Genomic DNA, 19,407 nt, shown 5'->3' on the forward strand with positions numbered 1-19,407 from the left:
GTGCGGGACCGCGATCCCGGTCCGCTCCGGGGCGCCGGGCCTCAGTCTGCTGTGCGGAGGCGGGCGACCACCGCGCCCGTGAGGCGGACCAGGTCCGCGGGGGAGAGCTCGACGTCGAAGCCCCGCCGTCCGCCGGAGACGAGGACGGTGGCGTGGGCGAGGGCGGAATCGTCCACCGCCGTGGGGGAGGACTGCCGCTGGCCGAGGGGGGAGATGCCCCCGCGCACGTAGCCCGTGCGCCGCTCCGCCGCGGCGGGATCGGCCATGGCTGCCTTCTTGGCCCCGAAGGCCGCGGCAGCGGCCTTGAGGTCGAGGCTCCCCGTCACCGGCACGACGGCCACGCAGAGGGTGCTCCCGCGGCCCGCCGCGACCTCCACCATCAGGGTCTTGAACACGCGCCCGGGATCGACGCCAAGGGCCTCCGCCGCCTCCGCCCCGTAGCTCGACACCGCGGGGTCGTGGCTGTAGGCGCGCGCCGTGTACGGCACGCCGGCCGCATCGAGGGCCTTCGTGGCGGGGGTGCCGGGGCCGTCCTTCGCCTTCTTCGCCACGTCAGGCGCCCAGGGGGCACTCCCCGCGCACCTTGCGCTTGATCCGACCGAGCATGGCCGCCATGCCCCTCATCCGCAGCGGGCTCACCAGGCGGGTCAGGCCCAGCTCTTCGGGCATGTCGTCCGGCACCGCGAGGATCTCGGCGGCGGTCAGGCCGTCCAGGCCCTCGTGGAGCACGGAGGCGAAGCCCCGGGTGGTGGGAGCCTCGGGCGGAGCCGAGAAGAACAGCCGGACCACGGGCCCCGAGGCGGACGGCGTGCCCTCGGGCGCCTGTTCGGTCTCGATCGAGATGAACAGCGGCGACTGGCACTCGACGACCTGCTCCAGCAGCTCGGGGTGGTCGTGGTACCGCTCCGGCAGCTCGGGCAGCGACTGCGAGAACTCGAGCAGCAGCTGGAGCCGCTCGCGCTCCTCGACGGCCTGGAAGTCTTCGACGATCTCCGCCAGCGCGGCGGGCAAGGTGTTGGTGCTCATCTCCTCCAGAGTAAGCCCAAGGCCCCGCCGGACGGCGCGCGTTCGCCGTCGGCGGGGCCCTGTGTGACACCCGGTTGCGTCAGCTCAGCGGCCAGGTGCTGTCCGTCCGCGGGCGCCGCGCCTCAGCTGAGCGGCCAGGTGCCCCGGTCCTCGCCCTTCACGATCGGCACCCGCACCGCGTTGCCCCACTCGGTCCACGAGCCGTCGTAGTTGCGCACGCTGTCGAAGCCGAGCAGGTACTTCAGCGCGAACCAGGTGTGGCTCGAGCGCTCGCCGATCCGGCAGTAGGCCACGACCTCGTCGCCCGCCGTGAGCCCCGCCTCGCCGAGGTACAGCGCCTCGAGCTCCTGCCGGGACCGGTACGTCCCGTCCTCGGCGGCCGCGCGGGCCCACGGGATGGATGCCGCGGTCGGGATGTGGCCGCCGCGCAGCGCGCCCTCCTCCGGGTAGGCCGGCATGTGCGTGCGCTTCCCGGAGTACTCCTCGGGGGAGCGGACGTCGATGAGGGGCTTGCCGAGGTGGGCGAGCACGTCCTCCTTGAAGGCGCGGATCGGCGCGTCGTTGCGCTCGACGACGGGGTACTCGGCCCGCTCCGGGGAGGGGACCTCCGTGGTCAGCTCGCGGCCCTCCGCGATCCACTTGTCCCGACCGCCGTCGAGCAGCCGCACATCCTCGTGCCCGAACAGGGTGAAGACCCAGAGCGCGTACGCGGCCCACCAGTTCGACTTGTCGCCGTAGATGACCACCGTGGTGTCACGGGAGATCCCCTTGGCAGCGAGCAGCTCGGCGAAGCCCGCGCCGTCCACATAGTCGCGCGTGACCTCGTCATTGAGGTCCGTGTGCCAGTCGATCTTGACGGCCCCCGGGATGTGCCCGGTCTCGTAGAGCAGCACGTCCTCGTCCGACTCGACGACGGCGAGCCTGCCGGTCCCCACGGCACCGGCGGCCAGCTGCTCGGCGAGCCACTCGGTGGACACGAGGCGCTCGGGGTGGGCGTATGCGGCGAACTTCTCGCTGCTGTCGGCGGGGTAGCTCATGGTGTGCCTTTCGCTCGGCTGAGCCAGGGCGCGCGGCGGATGGCCGGACGGCGGACGCCGCGCCCCTGAAGTGGTCCCCACCAGCGTAGCCACGCACGCGGGGAAGCGTGTGGGCCCGGGTGGCATGAGTCACGCGGAGCAACATGTCCGCGGCGGGGCCCTCGCAGGCCGTCCTGTGCGGTTGGGCACACTGTGGCCCCCACGCCCGCGCGCGGCGGTAAGCTGGCCGGTGGCCCACCGACCCCATGACCACGGACGGAACCCTTGGCGACTGTCGAACACCTCACCACCCGCACGCCCAGAGTGTCCGTCGAGGAGCTCCTGACGGGCCTGCGGCCGTCCGCCCGGTTCGGGGAGGTGTCCTTCTCGAGCTACCGCCCTGACCCGGCGCAGCCCACCCAGGCCGCCGCGGTGAAGGAACTCGAGGCGTTCAGCGATGGGATCGGCGCCTCTGCCGGCGGGCTGCTCTCGCGGCTGTTCGGCTCCAAGCCGGCCACTCGCGCCGGGATCTACCTCGACGGCGGCTTCGGTGTCGGCAAGACCCACCTGCTCGCCTCCCTCTGGCACGCGGCCCCCGGTCCGAAGGCCTTCGGCACCTTCGTCGAGTACACGAACCTCGTCGGGGCGCTGTCCTTCCGCAAGACGGTCGATGCCCTGAGCTCGTACAAGCTCGTGTGCATCGACGAGTTCGAGCTCGACGACCCCGGCGACACCGTGCTCATGTCCCGGCTCATGCGCGAGCTGGCCGACGCCGGCGTGAAGCTCGCGGCCACGTCGAACACGCTTCCGGGCTCGCTCGGCGAGGGCAGGTTCGCTGCCGTCGACTTCCAGCGCGAGATCCAGGTGCTGGCCGACCAGTTCGACGTCGTGCGGATCGACGGCGAGGACTACCGCCACCGCGGACTCCCGGCGGCGCCGGCGCCGCTGGAGACCCACGAGCTCGATGCCCGGATGAACGCGGAGTTCGACGGCGGCCTGGTCGCCGTCGACGATTTCGGGGCCCTCCTGAAGCATCTCGCCGGGGTCCATCCCAGCCGGTACCGCCAGCTCATCGACGGGATCGACGGGGTCGTGTGGAAGGACGTCCACACGATCGAGTCGCAGGCGACCGCACTGCGCTTCGTGGTCCTCGCCGACCGGCTCTACGACAGGGACGTGCCCATCCTGGCCTCCGGCGTCCCGTTCGACCAGCTCTTCACCGAGGAGATGATGGCGGGCGGGTACATGAAGAAGTACTTCCGGGCCGTCTCCCGACTGACGGCCCTGGCCCGCGAGGGCCAGACGCACGAGCCGTCCTGACCCCAGAGACGCCAAGTGCCGGTCCCGCCTCGCGGCGGTACCGGCACCCAGTGACGATGATCGGGCTGATGAGGCTCAGGCCCTCAGCCGTAGGCCGATTGCTCGACCGGTGGACCAGCAGTGTTCCGGGACGAGGTCCCGATCCACGCCGTTCACAGGATCGAAAGCGGCCTACTGGACTCCGCAGACGCGGTCGGCGAGCCTGTCGCCGAGCCTGTCATGGGTGGGATCCTCAGCCTTGCCCTTCATCTCGTCGAGAAGAAACACGGCCACCTCCTTTCCTGCCTCCGGGGCCAGTTCGCCCCTGCTGTGCTCGATCGTAGCCACGGAGGAGTGGCTTTCCAACCGGTCGGTGCCGAAAGGGGTTCCGCTATCAGCGGACGGGAAGGCCGCGCCGCCGGCGGCACGGGGGAGAGACGCGAAAGGCGCCCCACGAGGGAGCGCCGAGAGTGGGCGATACTGGGATCGAACCAGTGACCTCTTCCGTGTCAGGGAAGCGCGCTACCGCTGCGCCAATCGCCCCGGGGGCTGTTCACGTCTGGTTCCCCAGGAGGGGAAGAGAGCGGACGACGAGACTCGAACTCGCGACATCCACCTTGGCAAGGTGGTGCTCTACCAACTGAGCTACGTCCGCGTGGGGAGCTGCTGCTCCTCCGTGGGCGATACTGGGATCGAACCAGTGACCTCTTCCGTGTCAGGGAAGCGCGCTACCGCTGCGCCAATCGCCCGGGTCCTTCAGGTGTCCTCCCGAGCCCAGGAGGGGCTTAACGGGAAGAGAGCGGACGACGAGACTCGAACTCGCGACATCCACCTTGGCAAGGTGGTGCTCTACCAACTGAGCTACGTCCGCGTGGGGGAGCTGCTGCTCCTCCGTGGGCGATACTGGGATCGAACCAGTGACCTCTTCCGTGTCAGGGAAGCGCGCTACCGCTGCGCCAATCGCCCTCACTCCCGTGCGGGAGCAGGTTGTGTCCACCGAGGTGGGGACGGGATTCGAACCCGCGTATACGGCTTTGCAGGCCGCTGCCTCGCCTCTCGGCCACCCCACCGTGTAGGCATCGAGATGATGCTTCGACAGTGTCCTGCGAGCGGACGACGAGACTCGAACTCGCGACATCCACCTTGGCAAGGTGGTGCTCTACCAACTGAGCTACGTCCGCGGGGGTTTTCCGCGAAGCCCATGCCCGGTGTGCCTTCCTCGCGGAGTGCAGTTCGCCGGTCTCGGGCCCGCTTCAACGAGTTACGACTCTATCGGACCGTGAGCTCATTGCACAAATCCGCCGGCGCCGTGTCCCGCCGGGCGGCTCGGGGGTGGATTTGGCAGTCGGGTGGCGTCTGGGCTAGAGTCGTAAAGCGCTCGGGCCGGGAAACCGGACGGGCAGGAACGGGCGATTGGCGCAGTGGTAGCGCGCTTCGTTCACACCGAAGAGGTCACTGGTTCGAACCCAGTATCGCCCACCATGAGGACCCCCGGACTGTGTCCGGGGGTCCTTTGTTCTGTGCAGGCTCACCCGTGGTGATCCGTGCGCCGAGACTGTCGGACCCCCGTGAAAGGCTTTCACCATGACAGCCCCTGAACTCGCAGCAGCGTCTCCTGACGGGTTCGGACGCATGTACCGGCGTTCGTTCCGGGAACCGCCGACCGTCCCCTCGATCACGACCGTCATCTCCCAGCAGCCGGTGGAGCTGGACGGCTGGCGGAGCTACATGGCGGCCAAGCACGTGGCCGACCATCCGGAGCTGGGGCAGGTGGCAGCCGACCCGTCCAAGATGCGCAGGCTCGTCCGCACCGCCGTGGATGCCTCCGAGGCCTACGCGCGCTCGGCGGCCGAGCGCGGCGACCGGGTCCACAGCTATGCAGAGCAGCTGGCGCTCCAGGCCCTCGGCAGGCCCCATCGGGTCCAGGAAACGCTCGAGGCCCTGCGGGAGCGCGGGGAAGAGGGCTTCGCCCGCAGCGTGGACCACTGGTGGCAGGCCTTCGGGGTCGAACCCGTCGCCGCCGAGCTCACCGTCTGGAACCACTCCCTCGGGTACGCCGGCACGCTCGACCTCGTGGCGAGGATCAACGGACGCATCTGCCTCGTCGACTACAAGACGAAGGGCACCTCGCGGGACGGCCGGGTCAAGTCCCTTGATGACAAGGTGGCGATGCAGCTCGTGGCCGGGATGAAGGCCGAGGAGAGCCTCGTCGACGCCGAAGCAGGCACGTGGGAACCCTGGGCCCACGGCGAGGACCCGCTGCTGATCGCCGTCGCGGTGGGAGAGACCGAGCACGCCGCCGTCCGCGTCAATCCTGAGGTGCGTCGGCACCACTGGTCCACGTTCTGCCAGCTGCGCCGTGTCTGGGGTGCCCGGGTGGAGGCCGCCTCAGCCGGCCGTACCCTCCTGCCCCTGGCCCCACCGCCTCCGGCCGCCCTCGCGCCCCAGCCCGCGGTCGGCCAGCCTCCTGTCGGCCAGCCCGCGGTCGGCGAGCCCATGGACCCTCAGCCCGCGGCCGCCCTTCCCGTCCCTGACCACGCCACGCCCGGCCACTAGACTTGAGGCGCCCCGCGCCGCGCCCCTTCCGGGTGTAAGAAACGCACCGGCTCTGACCAGAAAGGCCCGATCATGGCTGTCCTGCCCATCAGGATCATCGGCGACCCAGTGCTCCGCACGGTCGCCGAACCGGTGACGGACTTCGGTCCGGGCCTCAGGCGGCTCGTGGCGGACATGCTCGAGACGATGGAGGACGTCGACGGCGCAGGCCTCGCAGCACCGCAGGTCGGCGTCAGCCAGCGCGTCTTCACGTACCAGATGGACGGCGTACGCGGTCATGTCGTCAACCCCGTCCTGGAGCTATCGGACGACTTCCAGGAGGACATGGTCGAGGGCTGCCTGAGCATCCCCGGGGTCGCCTTCCCCGTGCGCCGGCGCGCTCGCGCGGTGGTGCGGGGGTACGACGCCGACGGCTCTCCCGTCGAGTTCGCGGCCGAGGGCCTCCTCGCGCGGATCGCCCAGCACGAGACGGACCACCTCGATGGGGTGCTGTTCCCCGACCGGCTCGAGGGCGAGGACCGCAAGGCCGCGCTGCGGGCCATCCGCTCGATCGACTACCGCTCGCAGGTCGACGCGACGGTGGGCAAGCGCGCGGCCCGGATCGGCTCGGCCTTCGGGACCGGCAATGCGGCACCGGGAGCGGCCTTCGGGGTGGGGCCGCGCCGATGAGGGTGCTCTTCGCAGGGACCCCGCAGGTCGCGGTCCCGTCGCTCGACCGGATCATGGGCGCCGGGTTCGACGTCGTCGGCGTCCTGACCCGCCCCGACGCGCCGCTCGGCCGGAAGCGGGTCCTCACCCCCTCGCCCGTGGCTGCCCGCGCCGAGGAGCTGGGGCTCCCGGTCATCAAGGCCGCCCGCATCACGGACGAGGTCGTCGCCCAGATCGCCGCCTGGTCTCCGGACGTGGCCGCCATCGTGGCCTACGGCGGGATCGTGCCTCCGCCGGCGCTCTCCGTCCCGGTCCACGGCTGGGTCAACCTGCACTTCTCGCTCCTGCCGGCCTGGCGCGGCGCCGCGCCGCTGCAGTACTCGGTCATCCACGGCGACGAGGTGGTCGGCGCCACCACGTTCCAGCTCGAGGAGGGCCTCGACACCGGACCCGTGTACGGGACGCTCGCGCTCACGCCGCCCCCGGAGGCCACGAGCGGAGACCTCTTCGCCGAGCTCGCCGCCAGCGGGGCCGAGCTGCTGTGCCAGACGCTCTCGGGCATCGACGCGGGCCGGCTCGAGCCGCGCCCGCAGGCCGGCGAACCGAGCTTCGCTCCCAAGCTCACCCTCGAGGACGGCCGGCTCGACTGGACCCTGCCCGCGCTCGCCCTGCACCGCAGGGCGCGGGGAGTCACTCCCGAGCCGGGGGCCTGGACGCTCCTCGACGGGCAGCGGCTCAAGCTCGACCCACCCCGCCTGCGTCCGGACGTGGAGGGCCTCGAACCGGGACGGCTGGGCTGGGCAGGCAAGGCCCTCGTGGTCGGCACGGGAACCCATGCGCTCGAACTGACGAGGGTCCAGCCCGCCGGGAAGAAGATGATGGCAGCCGCTGACTGGGCCCGCGGGGCCGGCGACATTGAAGGGACGGTGCTCGGATGAGCGACGGGCGAGGGCCGGGCGGATCCGGCCGCCGCGGAGAACCGGGGCGCCCCGAGCGCGAACCCGGCGGCCGCGGGCGCCCGGAGGGCGGGGGCCCAGGGCCCAGGCGTGACACCCATGGGCGCGAGCGCAACCGCGGCGGACGCGGCCCGCGGCAGTTCAGCGGCCAGGCACCGAGCCAGCGCTCCCGGGCCGCCGATCCTGCCCGGCTTGTGGCGTTCGAGGTCCTGCGCGCCGTCTCGCGCGACGACGCGTACGCGAACCTCGTCATGCCCCAGAGCATCCGCCGGCACCGGCTGGACCGCCGCGACGCGGCCTTCGCCACCGAGCTCGCGTACGGCGCGCTGCGGGGCCAGGGCACCTATGACGCGATCCTGGCCCTCAACGTCGACCGCCCCCTCTCCCAGCTCGATCCGGCGGTGCTCGACGTCCTCCGCCTCGGCGCCCACCAGCTGCTGGCCATGCGTGTCCCGCCGCACGCGGCGCTGAACCAGACTGTTGCCCTCACCCGCGCCGTCGTGGGCGCCGGGCCGTCCTCGCTCGTCAACGCCGTGCTGCGTCGGGTGAGCGCCAGGACCGCGGACGAGTGGCTCGCGGAGCTGACCGCCGCGCAGCCGGACGCCACGGAGCGCGACGCCCTGGCCTACGCCCACCCGTCGTGGATCGTGCGCGCCCTGCGGCAGTCGCTCGCCGCGCACGGGCGCCCGGTCGAGGAGATCACCGAGCTCCTCGACGCCGACAACGCCGCCCCCGTGGTGAACCTGGTCGCGCTGCCGGGCCTCGGCCGTCTGGAGGAGGCACTCGACGCGGGGGCCCAGCCCGGCGATCTCGTCGAGGATTCGGCCCTCTCAGGCGGCGGCGACCTCGGGCGCCTGCCCGCCGTCCGCGAAGGGACCCTCCGCGCCCAGGACGTGGGCTCGCAGCTCGTGGCCCGGGCCGTGGCCGCGGCACCCCTCCACCGCGCCGGGGACGTGCCCGCGGACGCCGCGGGCGCGGACCGGCGGCCCGAGCGGTGGCTCGATGTCTGCGCCGGTCCCGGAGGAAAGGCCGCGCTGCTGGGTGCCCTCGCCGCGGAGCAGGGGGCGACCCTCCTCGCCAACGAGGTCGCACCGCACCGCGCCGAGCTCGTCCGCAAGGCCCTGGCGCCGGTTCCCGATTCCGTGTGGGAGGTGCGGACGGGCGACGGACGAGACCTCGGCCGCGAGTACCCGGGCCGCTTCGACCGGGTGGTCGTGGACGCACCCTGCACCGGGCTCGGAGCCCTCCGGCGGCGCCCCGAGTCACGGTGGCGCCGCTCACCCAGTGATCTCGCGGAGCTGGGCCCGCTGCAGCGCGCGCTCCTCGACGCCGCGATCGACGCGGCGGCGCCCGGCGGCGTCGTGGGCTACATCACCTGCTCGCCGCACCCGGCCGAGACCACGGTGGTGGTCGCCGATGCCCTGAAGCGGCGCCATGACATCGAGCTGCTCGACGCCGGTGCCGCGCTCGACGCCGTCGCCCTGCGCCCACTGGGGGCCGGCCACGACGGCACGGCGCAGCTCTGGCCGCACGTCCACTCGACGGACGCCATGTTCCTGGCACTGTTCCGCAAGCTGCCGGCCGCCACGCCATCGAAGGAGACCTGAGTGACCTGCCGCATCCACCCGAGCATCCTGTCCGCCGACTTCGTGAACCTGGAGGCGGAACTGGGCCGGATCGCCACCGCCGATGCCGTCCACGTCGACGTCATGGACAACCACTTCGTGCCGAACCTGACGCTCGGGCTGCCGGTGGTGGAGAGGATCCAGGCCGTGAGCCCGGTCCCGCTCGACGCCCATCTCATGATCTCCGACGCCGACCGCTGGGCGCCCCTCTACGCGGACCTGGGCCTCGCGTCCGTCACCTTCCATGCGGAGGCCGCGATCGCCCCGATCAAGCTCGCCCGCGAGCTGAGGGCCCGAGGTTCGCGTGCCGGCATGGCCCTGCGTCCGGCGACGGCAGTGGAGCCTTACCTCGACATGCTGGCGGAGCTGGACATGCTGCTCATCATGACCGTGGAACCCGGCTTCGGCGGCCAGGCGTTCCTCGACGTCACGCTGCCCAAGATCCGCCGCGCCCGCGAGGCGGTGGACGGGGCGGGGACCAACCTGGCGATCCAGGTCGACGGAGGCATCTCCGTCTCCACCATCGAGCGCGCGGCCGAGGCCGGAGCGGATGTCTTCGTGGCGGGCTCCGCGGTCTACGGCGCGGACGACGCCGCCGCTGCCGTCGAGAAGCTCAGGGCCCTCGCCGACGGCGCGGCCCGCGCCTGATCCACCGGCCGCCAGGGCCGTGTGACGCGCGCCGCGCACCACGGCTGATCCATGTGGCACAATGGGCACTGGCCGTTTGGTTGAACTGTCATCAATGACCGGGTCCCCGTGGACCCGAGACGTCACTGAGGCAGCACCTCCGGCGGCCGAACCAACGAAAACGTGCTCCGGGGTCGGTGAAAGTCCGAACCGGCGGTGATAGTCCGCGACCCGGCGGTCCGCTCGCATCAGAGCGGAGTGCCGGTTGAGCCGGTGGAATTCCGGCACCGACAGTCAAAGTCTGGATGGGAGAAGCACGTACAGTTCCGCGGTGCGCTGCGCGCACCGCTTCTGTCGCAACCCCGGAGCCGCTGCGGTGAAGGGAAGGATGGTTGCGATGGACTTCATGCAGTGGCTCTTGTTGGCGCAGATCCCGGTGGCGGGATCCGCGCTCCTCCTCCGCGAGGTGGTCGGCAATGCGTTCGGCCTCGCGAGCGCCCTCGGCGGCATGGGCCGCCGGGTGTGGGCGTGGCCCGTGGGAATCGCGGGCAATCTCATTCTCCTGACGGTCTTCGCCGGGGCGGCCGTCGGGCTGGCCCCCGGATCCGCCGACGCGCCCGTGGCGGTGGCCGCATGAGCGCCCCCGGCACGGCCCGCGCAGCACGGCCGACCGACCTGGACATCATGGACGAGGCCCTCGCCCTGGCCGCCCGCGGCGTGCGCGGAGCCAACCCGCTCGTGGGCGCCATCGCCGTCGGACCGGACGGCGACGTCCTCGCCAGGGGCTGGCACCGCGGTGCGGGAACCGCCCACGCCGAGGGGGATGCCATCGTCCAGGCGGCCCAGCGCGGCGTCGACCTCACGGGGTCGACGATGTACGTCACGCTCGAGCCGTGCAACCACACCGGACGGACCGGGCCCTGCGCCCAGGCGCTCATCGCGGCCGGCGTCGCACGCGTCGTCTACGCGATCGACGACCCCCACGACGTGGCGAGCGGTGGAGCCGCCACCCTCAGGGCGGCGGGCATCGACGTCGTCTCCGGGGTCAGGGCCGCCCAGGCCGCACAGCTCAACCGCAGGTGGCTGACCGCGGTGGCGGCGCGGCGGCCCTTCGTGACGCTCCACATGGCCCAGACGCTCGACTCCCGCATCGCGGCCGAGGACGGAACAAGCCAGTGGATCACGTGCGCCGAGTCCCTCGCTGACAACCACGCCCTCCGGGCGCGGATCGACGCCATCCTCGTCGGGAGCCAGACCGTCGCCGTCGACAATCCGCGCCTCACCGCCCGGGGCGAGGACGGATCGCCCTTGGCGCACCAGCCCCTCCGCGCCGTCATGGGGCTGACCCCGGTCCCCGAGGACGCCGCGGTCCGCGGCACCGACGGGCGGTTCGTCCACCTGCCCACCCAGGACCCCGCCGAGGCGCTCTCCGCCCTGTTCGCCCGCGGAGTCCGCCATCTGATGGTGGAGGGCGGCGCGCGCATCATCGCGGCCTTCCTCGCCGCCGGCCTCGTCGACGAGCTCATCGTCTACCAGGCCCCGACCATCCTCGGCTCGGGGAAGAACGCGGTCGCGGACCTCGGAATCCGCACCCTCGCCGATGCCCAGCACTGGGACTGGGACGAGTCCGACGGCGGGGCTGTCCGGCGCCTCGGCGCCGACCTCAGGCTCCATCTGGTCCCCGCCGCCACCGCCCCCGCACCCGAGAAGGAGATCCACTGATGTTCACAGGAATCATCGCCGAACGCGGCACCGTCGAGGACGTCCGCCGCTCGGGCGACAGCGCGGTCCTGACTTTCACCGCGCCCACCCTGGCCCGGGACCTGCCCCTCGGCGGCTCGATCGCCGTCGACGGATGCTGCCTCACGGCGGTCACGAACGACGGCACCCGCTTCGCGGTCGACGTCATGGGGGAGTCCCTCGCCCGCACCACGATCGGCGCCCTCGCCCCCGGGGACACGGTCAACCTCGAACGCTGCGTCCCCGCCGGCGGACGGCTCGACGGCCACGTCGTGCAGGGCCACGTGGACGGCGTCGGAACACTGCTCGAGCGCGAGCCGCTCGAGAACTGGAACCGGTTGCGGTTCGCCGTCCCCGCCGACCTCGCGCGGTACATCGCCGAGAAGGGCTCCATCGCCGTCGACGGCGTCTCCCTCACCGTGACCGCGGTGAGCGGCCCAGCGGAGCCCGACCCCTGGTTCGAGGTCGGGCTCATCCCGGCGACCCTCGCCGAGACAGGCCTCGGCGACAAGGCGGTCGGGGCGTCCGTGAACCTCGAGGTCGACGTCCTCGCCAAGTACACCGCGCGGCTCCTCGCCTTCGGGCACGCCGCCGCGGAGCAGCCCCGCACTACCGCAGAGGAGGCGCGGCCGTGACCCGCACCGTCAACGAGATCAAGCTCGAGCCCGTCCAGGCCGCCGTCGACGCGCTCCGCGCCGGCCGGCCCGTGCTCGTGGTCGACGACGAGAGCCGGGAGAACGAGGGCGACATCGTCTTCGCCGCCGAGCTTGCCACACCGGCGCTCATGGGCTGGACCATCCGCCATTCCTCCGGGGTCATCTGCGTTCCGCTCCCGGGAGAGACCGCGGACCGGCTGGCCCTGCCGCCCATGGTGGAGGACAACCAGGACGCCAAGGGCACCGCCTACACCGTCTCGTGCGACGTCCGGGCCGGGGTCGCCACGGGGATCAGCGCCACGGACCGGGCCCGCACTGCCCTGGCACTTGCCGACCCGGCCGCCGGGCCGGCCGACTTCGCCCGCCCCGGGCATATATTCCCGCTCCGTGCAGTTGACGGTGGTGTACTGGTCCGTCCGGGCCACACGGAGGCGGCCGTCGACCTGTGCCGCCTCGCAGGCCTCGCCCCCGTCGGGGTGATCGCCGAGGTGGTCCACGACGATGGCGAGATGATGCGGCTGCCCGCCCTGCGGGCCTTCGCCGACGAACACGGGTGCCCGCTCATCTCGATCGAGGACCTTGCAGCCCACGTCGCCGCCCTCCGGGGCGCTCGAGGAGGAGACGGATGAGCAAGAACGCGTCGCACCACCCCGCGCAGCACGACGGCGCCCCTCCCGTCACCGTGTCCGGGGGGCCCATCGTGAATCTGCCGACCGCGTTCGGCGAGTTCATCGCCCAGGCCTGGATTGACGAGGCGACCGGCGCCGAGCACCTCGCCGTCAGCTCCCCCGAGCCGCCGGCCCACGGGTCGGCCCCGCTGGTGCGGCTCCACTCCGAGTGCCTCACGGGGGACGTCTTCGGGTCCTACCGCTGCGACTGCGGCGAGCAGCTGGCCTATGCCCTCGGCCTGATCAGGGCCCAGGGCGGCACGCTGCTCTACCTGCGTGGCCACGAGGGGCGTGGGATCGGCCTCGCCAACAAGATCAGGGCCTACGCGCTGCAGGAGGCCGGCTTCGACACTGTCGAGGCCAACGAGCAGCTCGGGCTGCCCGTGGACGCGCGTTCCTACACCGCGGCGGCGATGATCCTGGCCGAGATGGGCCTGACGAGCATTCGCCTGCTCAGCAACAACCCGGACAAGAAGAACCGCCTCGCCAAGGCGGGGGTGCACGTGGTGGAGATGGTGCCCACCGAGGTGCCCTCCCGTGCCGAGAACCTGCGCTACCTCAGGACCAAGAAGGAGCGCATGGACCACCTGCTCAGGCTCGACCTCGAGCACACGGGACTGCGCGTCAGCGGCGAGACCGACTGACCCGCGTCCGACCCCGCGGCCCCACGGGGCCACCACCGAACGCTTCGGCCACCGAAGCACCACCGACGAAGGAAGACCATCGCATGAGCGGCCACGGCGCCCCCACACTGTCCCTCGACAACCCCGACCTCGCCAGCCTCCGGCTCGCGGTCGTCGCTGCCAGCTGGCACACCCAGATCATGGACGGGCTCGTCGACGGCGCCCTGCGCGCCGCGGCCGAGGCGGGCATCACGGATCCCACCCTCGTGCGGGTTCCCGGAAGCTTCGAGCTCCCGGTCGCCGCGGCACGGCTCGCCGAGACGCACGACGCCGTCGTGGCCCTCGGCGTCGTGATCCGGGGCGGCACCCCGCACTTCGAGTACGTGTGCGAGGCGGCCACGGTCGGCCTGACGGACGTGAGCGTCCGCACCGGCGTCCCGGTCGGCTTCGGAGTGCTCACGTGCGACACCGAGGAGCAGGGCATCGCCCGCGCTGGCCTTCCGGGCTCGAGCGAGGACAAGGGCCACGAGGCCACGACCGCGGCGCTGCTGACCGCGGCCACGCTCCGCGCGCTCTAGGCGGATGCGCGGTCCTGCCGGCGTGTCGGGTTCGTCACAGGCCGGCAGTCACAGACCCGGTGCCGGTGCGGGCGTCCTCCAGCTCTCCAGTAGGCTTGAGGCCGTGAAGGATTTCGAGACACTGTTCGCCGAGCTCAGCGAGAAGGCCGAGAAGCGCCCGGCCGGATCGCGCACCGTCGCCGAACTGGAGTCCGGAGTGCACGGCATCGGCAAGAAGATCGTCGAAGAGGCCGCCGAGGTGTGGATGGCCGCCGAGTACGAGACGGACGAGGAAGCCGCCGAGGAGATCTCGCAGCTGCTCTACCACCTCCAGGTGCTCATGCTGGCCAAGGGCCTGTCGCTGCAGGACGTCTACCGTCATCTGTAGCCGCGGCGCCTGCCCCCACGGCAGGCCGCCGCGGCTCCGGCCGCCCCGACACAAGCCCCACCTCCAGAAAGCCCTCCCATGCTCCGTGTAGCCGTCCCGAACAAGGGATCACTGTCCGAAGCCGCCTCGTCGATGCTCGCCGAGGCCGGCTACCGCCAGCGCCGCGAAGGCCGCGAACTGGTCATGGTCGACCCCGACAACGACATCGAGTTCTTCTTCCTGCGCCCGCGGGACATCGCGGTGTACGTGGGCCATGGCACCCTCGATGTCGGCATCACCGGGCGCGACCTGCTGCTGGACGCCGAGGTGGAGGCCGAGGAGCTGCTCGCCCTCGGCTTCGCCGCCTCGACGTTCCGGTTCGCCGGCCCCGTGGGCACGTTCTCGAGCCTCGCGGACCTCGAGGGCAAGCGCATCGCCACCAGCTACGACGGCCTCGTCCGCCGCTACCTCGGTGAGCGCGGCATTGCCGCAGCCCACGTGGTCCGCCTCGACGGCGCCGTCGAGTCCTCCGTCCGCCTCGGCGTCGCCGACGCGATCGCGGATGTCGTGGAGACGGGCAACACGCTCAAGGCCGCCGGGATGGAGGTCTTCGGCGAGCCCCTGCTGCAGTCTGAGGCGGTCCTGATCGGCCGCCCGGGGCGCAGCCTGCCGGCGATCGACGTGCTCATCCGCCGCCTCCAGGGGGTCCTCGTGGCGCGCCAGTACGTGCTCATGGACTACGACATCCGCAAGGACCTCGTCGAGAAGGCCGCCGCGCTCACCCCGGGGCTCGAGTCGCCGACTGTCTCACCGCTGCGCGACTCCGAATGGGTGGCCGTCCGCTCGATGGTGCCCAAGCGCGAGACGAACCGGATCATGGACGAGCTGTACGACCTGGGCGCCCGTGCCATCCTGGTCAGCAGCATCCACGCCTGCCGCATCTAGGGGAGGGACCGCCATGAGTGTTGCCGTCCGCGTCATCCCGTGCCTCGACGTCGACGCCGGCCGCGTCGTCAAGGGCGTGAACTTCCTCAACCTGCGCGACGCCGGTGACCCGGTCGAGCTCGCCCACCGCTACGACACCGCCGGCGCCGACGAGCTCACGTTCCTCGACGTCACGGCCTCCTCCGCCGACCGCCAGACGACGTTCGACGTCGTGCGGCGCACCGCGGAGGAAGTCTTCATCCCGCTCACCGTCGGGGGCGGCGTCAGGGGAGTGGCCGACGTCGACCGCCTCCTCCGCGAGGGAGCGGACAAGGCATCGATCAACACCGCGGCGATTGCCCGCCCCGACGTGATCGACGAGATCACCCGCCACTTCGGCTCCCAGGTCCTCGTGCTCTCGGTGGACGCCCGGCGCGTCCAGGGCGGCACCGTGACCCCGTCCGGCTTCGAGGTCACCACCCACGGCGGCCGGCGTGGCACGGGCATCGACGCGGTCGCCTGGGCCAAGGAGGCCGCGGACCGGGGCGTGGGGGAGATCCTGCTGAACTCGATCGACGCCGACGGCACCAAGGAGGGCTTCGACCTCGAGCTCATCCGCCTCATCCGGGCGGCCGTCAGGGTCCCGATCATCGCCTCCGGCGGGGCCGGCGCCCCGGAGCACTTCCCGCCGGCCATCGCCGCGGGCGCCGACGCGGTCCTGGCCGCGTCGATGTTCCACTTCGGCCCCGCGGACATGATCGGCCAGGTCAAGGCCGCGATCCGCGAGGCCGGCTACCCGGTCCGCTAGGAGGCGCTGACCTTCGCGGCCTCGCGCCACCCCTCCGCGAGGTATGCGGGAACCTCGGCCGGGTCGCCGTCGACGAGGGTCACGAGCCACTCCGCGCCCTCCAGGAAGGCCTCCTCGGCGAGGGCCGAGACCACCGCCGCGCCGAGCGCGCCATCGGCGTCGCCGGCAGCGAACTCGAACCCGCCGATGGCCGCCACGCCCTCGCCGAAGGCGATCAGCCCCTTCGCCGCCGGCCGGCCCCAGATGGTGAGCTCGACGGCGTCGTACTCGCCCAGCGGCGCCTCGGAGAGGCCGCCTCCCTCCGGCAGCCTGGGCGGCTGCGGCACGTCTCCGGTGGCAATCGTCAGCAGCGTCGCGTCCGCGGGCCCGGCACCGCCGTGCGGCGCGAGCGCGCGGTCGTCGCCGAGCGCGGCAAACAGCGGTGCGACGGTGTCCCAGCGGAGCTCGAAGTCAGTCATGGCTCCATCCTGCCACCCAGCGGCGGCTCGCCGCCGAGGAGGGCCGGCGGAGGAGGATCAGTGGCCGATGTCGGCGCTGTCCAGCAGCGCGATCGCGTCCGGCTGGCCCTCGAAGGTCACCAGGGCCTGGGCGCGGCGCCCGAAGGCGTGCAGCAGCAGCTCGCCGGGGTCGCCGACGATCGCGACGGAGACGGGGGCACGCTTGGCCACGTGCCGCGGCCCCAGGGTGCTCACGAGCACGACCCCGAGGTCGACGCCGCGGTAGAGGAACGCGGCGCGCCGGACCACCTCGTCCCAGAGCGCGTCGGCGTACGCGCTGTCGAGCGAACGGGGCGCCCAGCGGTCCGTGGCGCGGCGCACGTCCTCGGTGTGCACGAAGAACTCGGCGAGGTTGGCGGCCTCGTCGAGCGGTGCGAGGCGCAGCGGCGAGAGGGCCGGGGGGCCGGCGCGGAAGTCCTCGACCAGGCGGGAGTAGGGGGCCGGGGAGGACAGGGTGGCGGCCAGCTTCTCCGTGGCCAGGTCGGAGGTCCTGGCCCGGGAGGTCAGGAGCAGGCCCAGGGCCACGCGGGGGCTGTGCTCCCGCAGGTACAGGTGGGCGGCGAGGTGGCGCGTCCTCCAGCCCTCGCAGAGCGTGGGCGCGTCGGGGCCGGCCGCGAGCAGTGTCTCGGCCAGGACTTCACGCGACGGGTCTACGAAGTGCATCACTGGCGAAACTAGCATGCGCGGGCGCGATGCGCCCGGCCGCGGGCGGGCGCGGGGCACCGCGGCGCCGGGCCGCCGTGCAGCCGACTAGACTTGAGAGGATGTCTGAAGAGAAGCCCCTGCCCGCCGACGCCCCTGCCAGCGCGCTTCCCGCGGCCGTCGCCGCCCGCCTGAAGAGGGACGACGCCGGCCTGGTCGCCGCCGTCATCCAGCAGCACGACACGCACGAGGTGCTCATGGTCGGCTGGATGGACGACGAGGCCCTGCACCGCACCCTCACCTCCGGCCGCGTGACCTTCTGGTCCCGTTCCCGGCAGGAATACTGGCGCAAGGGCGACACGTCCGGGCACGTCCAGTGGGTCAAGTCGGTCGACCTCGACTGCGACGGCGACGCACTCCTCGTCCGCGTCGACCAGGTGGGGGCGGCCTGCCACACGGGCACCCGCACCTGCTTCGACGGGCGGCGGCTCGACGCCGTCGTCGGCCCCGCCGCCTGACAGGCACCCCGGATCCCCTCGACCCCACGTTCCGAAAGCGAAGCCCGCACCCCATGAACGACCTCGGAGTGATCAGCCCCACGCTCGAAGAGTTCCGCGCCGTGGCGGCCCACCGCAGGGTGGTGCCCGTCCACCTGCGCGTCCTCGCCGACGCGGAGACCCCCATCAGCCTCTACCGCAAGCTCGCAGCCGGGCGTCCCGGGACGTTCCTGCTCGAGTCGGCGTCGGTGGGCGGCTCGTGGTCGCGCTACTCCTTCATCGGGGCGGCATCCCGGGCCACCCTCACGAGCCGGGGCGGCCAGGCGCACTGGATCGGTGAGCCCCCGGTCGGGGTCCCGACCACGGGGAATCCGCTCGAGGCCCTGCGCGAGACGGTCGCCGCGCTGCAGACCGAGCGCTTCGAGGGCCTGCCTCCGCTGACCTCCGGCATGGTCGGCTTCGTCGGCTGGGAGGCCGTGCGCCGCTGGGAGCGGCTCGTCTCCCCGCCCGAGGACGATCTCGACCTTCCCGAGCTCGCCATGAACCTCGTGACCGACCTCGTCGCGCACGACAACGTCGACGGGACCCTGACGATCGTGGCCAACGCGATCAACTTCGACAACAGCGACGAGCGCGTGGACGAGGCGTGGCACGACGCCGTCGCCCGGCTGCGGCGGATGCTCGCCGCCCTCGCCGAGCCGGCCGCTCCGGCCCTGAGCATCCTCGGCCCCAACGGCGACTACCAGGACAAGGTCATCCACCAGTGGGCCGAGCAGGGCTACCTGGACGCGATCGAGCGCGGCAAGCGGGCCATCTACGACGGCGAGGTCTTCCAGGTCGTCATCTCGCGCCGGTTCGAGCTCGAGTGCGACGCGGATCCCCTGGACGTCTACCGCGTGCTGCGCGCCACGAACCCGAGCCCGTACATGTACCTGCTCAGCCTCGAGGACGCCGAGGGTCGGGAGTACTCGATCGTCGGATCCTCGCCCGAGGCGCTCGTGACCGTCACGGGGGAGCAGGTCGTCACCCACCCGATCGCGGGATCCCGACCGCGCGGCGCCACGGTGGAGGCGGACAAGGCCCTCGCCGAGGAACTGCTCGCCGACGAGAAGGAGCGCGCCGAGCATCTCATGCTCGTCGACCTCGCGCGCAACGACCTCTCGAAGGTGTGCCGACCGGGGACCGTCGAGGTCAGCGAGTTCATGGAGGTCGAGCGGTTCAGCCACATCATGCACCTCGTCTCGACCGTGGACGGCAAGCTCCGCCCGGACGCCAGCGCGTACGACGTGCTGGCGGCGACCTTCCCTGCGGGAACCCTCTCCGGGGCGCCCAAGCCCCGCGCCCTGCGGCTCCTCGATGAGGTCGAGCCGGTGCGCCGCGGCGTCTACGGAGGGGTCGTGGGGTACTTCGACTTCGCGGGCGATCTGGACATGGCCATCGCGATCCGCACCGCGCTGCTGCGCGGCGGCCGGGCCTACGTGCAGTCCGGCGGCGGGATCGTGGCCGACTCCGACCCCGCCGCCGAGGCCCAGGAATCGGTGAACAAGGCGGCCGCCCCGCTGCGCGCCGTCCACACCGCCTCAGCCCTGCGCCCCGCCCAGACGGCGGCCGGCGTCCCGGACGCCCGCCAGGCCTCCGCAGCGGCCGCCCAGGCGGGTGCCGCCCGTGGCTGAGA

Annotated in this window: 22 protein-coding genes, 8 tRNA genes, 1 pseudogene and 1 riboswitch; of the genes and pseudogenes, 18 read left to right on the forward strand and 13 right to left on the reverse strand. The window is 72.3% G+C overall.

Features of this window, described 5'->3' with window-relative positions; translation table 11 throughout:
- Window positions 1–41: 41 nt before the first annotated feature.
- From ybaK to SA2016_RS09390, 3 genes are all read right to left on the reverse strand, one after another.
- The gene (ybaK, locus tag SA2016_RS09380; RefSeq protein ID WP_066497558.1) at window positions 42–551 is read right to left on the reverse strand and encodes a Cys-tRNA(Pro) deacylase; all 510 of its coding nucleotides are present in this window, start codon (window positions 549–551) and stop codon (window positions 42–44) included.
- 1 nt (window position 552) lies between these two features.
- Window positions 553–1,026, reverse strand: coding sequence for a SufE family protein (locus SA2016_RS09385; RefSeq protein ID WP_066497559.1), 474 nt, complete (start codon window positions 1,024–1,026; stop codon window positions 553–555).
- A gap of 122 nt (window positions 1,027–1,148) precedes the next feature.
- The gene (locus SA2016_RS09390; RefSeq protein WP_066497560.1) at window positions 1,149–2,063 is read right to left on the reverse strand and encodes a sulfurtransferase; all 915 of its coding nucleotides are present in this window, start codon (window positions 2,061–2,063) and stop codon (window positions 1,149–1,151) included.
- Window positions 2,064–2,327: 264 nt separating this feature from the next.
- On the opposite strand from SA2016_RS09390, the gene zapE reads away from it, so the two are divergent.
- Window positions 2,328–3,362: a cell division protein ZapE gene (gene zapE / locus SA2016_RS09395; protein ID WP_066497562.1), complete on the forward strand. Its 1,035-nt coding sequence runs from the start codon at window positions 2,328–2,330 to the stop codon at window positions 3,360–3,362.
- Between the two features lie 171 nt (window positions 3,363–3,533).
- Here the strand turns inward: zapE and SA2016_RS21420 are convergent, their stop codons facing one another.
- The 8 genes from SA2016_RS21420 to SA2016_RS09430 all read right to left on the reverse strand — a co-directional run bounded on the left by SA2016_RS21420 (window position 3,534) and on the right by SA2016_RS09430 (window position 4,522).
- Complete coding sequence (locus SA2016_RS21420; RefSeq protein WP_157089123.1) at window positions 3,534–3,689, reverse strand: hypothetical protein; 156 nt, start codon at window positions 3,687–3,689, stop codon at window positions 3,534–3,536.
- Window positions 3,690–3,812: 123 nt separating this feature from the next.
- A tRNA-Val gene (locus tag SA2016_RS09400) sits at window positions 3,813–3,884 on the reverse strand.
- A gap of 39 nt (window positions 3,885–3,923) precedes the next feature.
- A tRNA-Gly gene (locus SA2016_RS09405) sits at window positions 3,924–3,996 on the reverse strand.
- A 22-nt stretch (window positions 3,997–4,018) separates the two neighbouring features.
- Window positions 4,019–4,090: transfer RNA gene (locus tag SA2016_RS09410), tRNA-Val, on the reverse strand.
- Window positions 4,091–4,139: 49 nt separating this feature from the next.
- A tRNA-Gly gene (locus SA2016_RS09415) sits at window positions 4,140–4,212 on the reverse strand.
- 23 nt (window positions 4,213–4,235) lie between these two features.
- Window positions 4,236–4,307: transfer RNA gene (locus SA2016_RS09420), tRNA-Val, on the reverse strand.
- A gap of 33 nt (window positions 4,308–4,340) precedes the next feature.
- Window positions 4,341–4,411: transfer RNA gene (locus SA2016_RS09425), tRNA-Cys, on the reverse strand.
- Window positions 4,412–4,449: 38 nt separating this feature from the next.
- Window positions 4,450–4,522, reverse strand: a tRNA-Gly gene (locus tag SA2016_RS09430).
- Window positions 4,523–4,748: 226 nt separating this feature from the next.
- On the opposite strand from SA2016_RS09430, the gene SA2016_RS09435 reads away from it, so the two are divergent.
- The 15 genes and pseudogenes from SA2016_RS09435 (at window position 4,749) to hisF (ending at window position 16,096) form a co-directional block, all read left to right on the forward strand.
- Window positions 4,749–4,823, forward strand: a tRNA-Val gene (locus SA2016_RS09435).
- A gap of 102 nt (window positions 4,824–4,925) precedes the next feature.
- On the forward strand, window positions 4,926–5,897 hold the full coding sequence (locus SA2016_RS09440) for a PD-(D/E)XK nuclease family protein (protein WP_229710948.1): 972 nt from the start codon (window positions 4,926–4,928) through the stop codon (window positions 5,895–5,897).
- A gap of 72 nt (window positions 5,898–5,969) precedes the next feature.
- Window positions 5,970–6,566, forward strand: coding sequence for a peptide deformylase (gene def / locus SA2016_RS09445; protein ID WP_066497566.1), 597 nt, complete (start codon window positions 5,970–5,972; stop codon window positions 6,564–6,566).
- Complete coding sequence (fmt, locus tag SA2016_RS09450) at window positions 6,563–7,483, forward strand: methionyl-tRNA formyltransferase (protein WP_066497568.1); 921 nt, start codon at window positions 6,563–6,565, stop codon at window positions 7,481–7,483. The genes def and fmt overlap by 4 nt, the downstream gene beginning before the upstream one ends.
- On the forward strand, window positions 7,480–9,108 hold the full coding sequence (locus SA2016_RS09455; RefSeq protein WP_066497570.1) for an RsmB/NOP family class I SAM-dependent RNA methyltransferase: 1,629 nt from the start codon (window positions 7,480–7,482) through the stop codon (window positions 9,106–9,108). Before fmt ends, SA2016_RS09455 begins: the two co-directional genes overlap by 4 nt.
- A complete protein-coding gene (gene rpe / locus SA2016_RS09460) occupies window positions 9,109–9,774 on the forward strand; it encodes a ribulose-phosphate 3-epimerase (RefSeq protein WP_066497571.1) in 666 nt (221 codons plus the stop codon).
- Between the two features lie 158 nt (window positions 9,775–9,932).
- Window positions 9,933–10,075, forward strand: a riboswitch (FMN riboswitch).
- Window positions 10,076–10,150: 75 nt separating this feature from the next.
- Window positions 10,151–10,351, forward strand: a pseudogene (locus SA2016_RS09465) (nicotinamide mononucleotide transporter); the annotation flags it as partial.
- Between the two features lie 35 nt (window positions 10,352–10,386).
- Window positions 10,387–11,475, forward strand: coding sequence for a bifunctional diaminohydroxyphosphoribosylaminopyrimidine deaminase/5-amino-6-(5-phosphoribosylamino)uracil reductase RibD (gene ribD, locus SA2016_RS09470; RefSeq protein WP_066497573.1), 1,089 nt, complete (start codon window positions 10,387–10,389; stop codon window positions 11,473–11,475).
- A complete protein-coding gene (locus tag SA2016_RS09475; protein WP_066497574.1) occupies window positions 11,475–12,128 on the forward strand; it encodes a riboflavin synthase in 654 nt (217 codons plus the stop codon). Before ribD ends, SA2016_RS09475 begins: the two co-directional genes overlap by 1 nt.
- Window positions 12,125–12,778 carry a 3,4-dihydroxy-2-butanone-4-phosphate synthase gene (gene ribB, locus SA2016_RS09480; protein WP_066497575.1) on the forward strand — a complete coding sequence of 218 codons (654 nt, stop codon included), beginning with the start codon at window positions 12,125–12,127 and terminating at the stop codon, window positions 12,776–12,778. Before SA2016_RS09475 ends, ribB begins: the two co-directional genes overlap by 4 nt.
- The gene (ribA, locus tag SA2016_RS09485; protein ID WP_066497576.1) at window positions 12,775–13,461 is read left to right on the forward strand and encodes a GTP cyclohydrolase II; all 687 of its coding nucleotides are present in this window, start codon (window positions 12,775–12,777) and stop codon (window positions 13,459–13,461) included. The genes ribB and ribA overlap by 4 nt, the downstream gene beginning before the upstream one ends.
- An 83-nt stretch (window positions 13,462–13,544) precedes the next feature.
- Window positions 13,545–14,018: a 6,7-dimethyl-8-ribityllumazine synthase gene (gene ribH, locus SA2016_RS09490; protein WP_066497577.1), complete on the forward strand. Its 474-nt coding sequence runs from the start codon at window positions 13,545–13,547 to the stop codon at window positions 14,016–14,018.
- A 103-nt stretch (window positions 14,019–14,121) separates the two neighbouring features.
- The gene (locus tag SA2016_RS09495) at window positions 14,122–14,385 is read left to right on the forward strand and encodes a phosphoribosyl-ATP diphosphatase (protein ID WP_066497578.1); all 264 of its coding nucleotides are present in this window, start codon (window positions 14,122–14,124) and stop codon (window positions 14,383–14,385) included.
- A gap of 78 nt (window positions 14,386–14,463) precedes the next feature.
- Window positions 14,464–15,309 (forward strand): ATP phosphoribosyltransferase, encoded by an 846-nt coding sequence (gene hisG, locus SA2016_RS09500; RefSeq protein WP_066497585.1) that lies wholly within the window; start codon window positions 14,464–14,466, stop codon window positions 15,307–15,309.
- A 13-nt stretch (window positions 15,310–15,322) separates the two neighbouring features.
- Entirely contained in the window at window positions 15,323–16,096 is a 774-nt protein-coding gene (gene hisF, locus SA2016_RS09505) for an imidazole glycerol phosphate synthase subunit HisF (protein ID WP_066497588.1), read from the forward strand.
- Here the strand turns inward: hisF and SA2016_RS09510 are convergent.
- Entirely contained in the window at window positions 16,093–16,554 is a 462-nt protein-coding gene (locus SA2016_RS09510; RefSeq protein WP_066497589.1) for a hypothetical protein, read from the reverse strand. The two genes, hisF and SA2016_RS09510, sit on opposite strands and share 4 nt — an antisense overlap.
- 57 nt (window positions 16,555–16,611) lie before the next feature.
- A complete protein-coding gene (locus SA2016_RS09515) occupies window positions 16,612–17,256 on the reverse strand; it encodes a TIGR03085 family metal-binding protein (RefSeq protein ID WP_066502299.1) in 645 nt (214 codons plus the stop codon).
- A gap of 101 nt (window positions 17,257–17,357) precedes the next feature.
- Here SA2016_RS09515 and hisI point away from each other — a divergent pair, with 101 nt between their 5' ends.
- Both hisI and SA2016_RS09525 read left to right on the forward strand, forming a co-directional pair.
- On the forward strand, window positions 17,358–17,753 hold the full coding sequence (gene hisI, locus SA2016_RS09520; RefSeq protein WP_066497590.1) for a phosphoribosyl-AMP cyclohydrolase: 396 nt from the start codon (window positions 17,358–17,360) through the stop codon (window positions 17,751–17,753).
- Window positions 17,754–17,806: 53 nt separating this feature from the next.
- Window positions 17,807–19,405, forward strand: a complete 1,599-nt coding sequence (locus tag SA2016_RS09525; protein ID WP_066497591.1) for an anthranilate synthase component I — start codon at window positions 17,807–17,809, stop codon at window positions 19,403–19,405.
- Window positions 19,406–19,407: the final 2 nt, after the last annotated feature.

The sequence above is a fragment of the Sinomonas atrocyanea genome, from assembly GCF_001577305.1.
Lineage (GTDB): Bacteria > Actinomycetota > Actinomycetes > Actinomycetales > Micrococcaceae > Sinomonas > Sinomonas atrocyanea.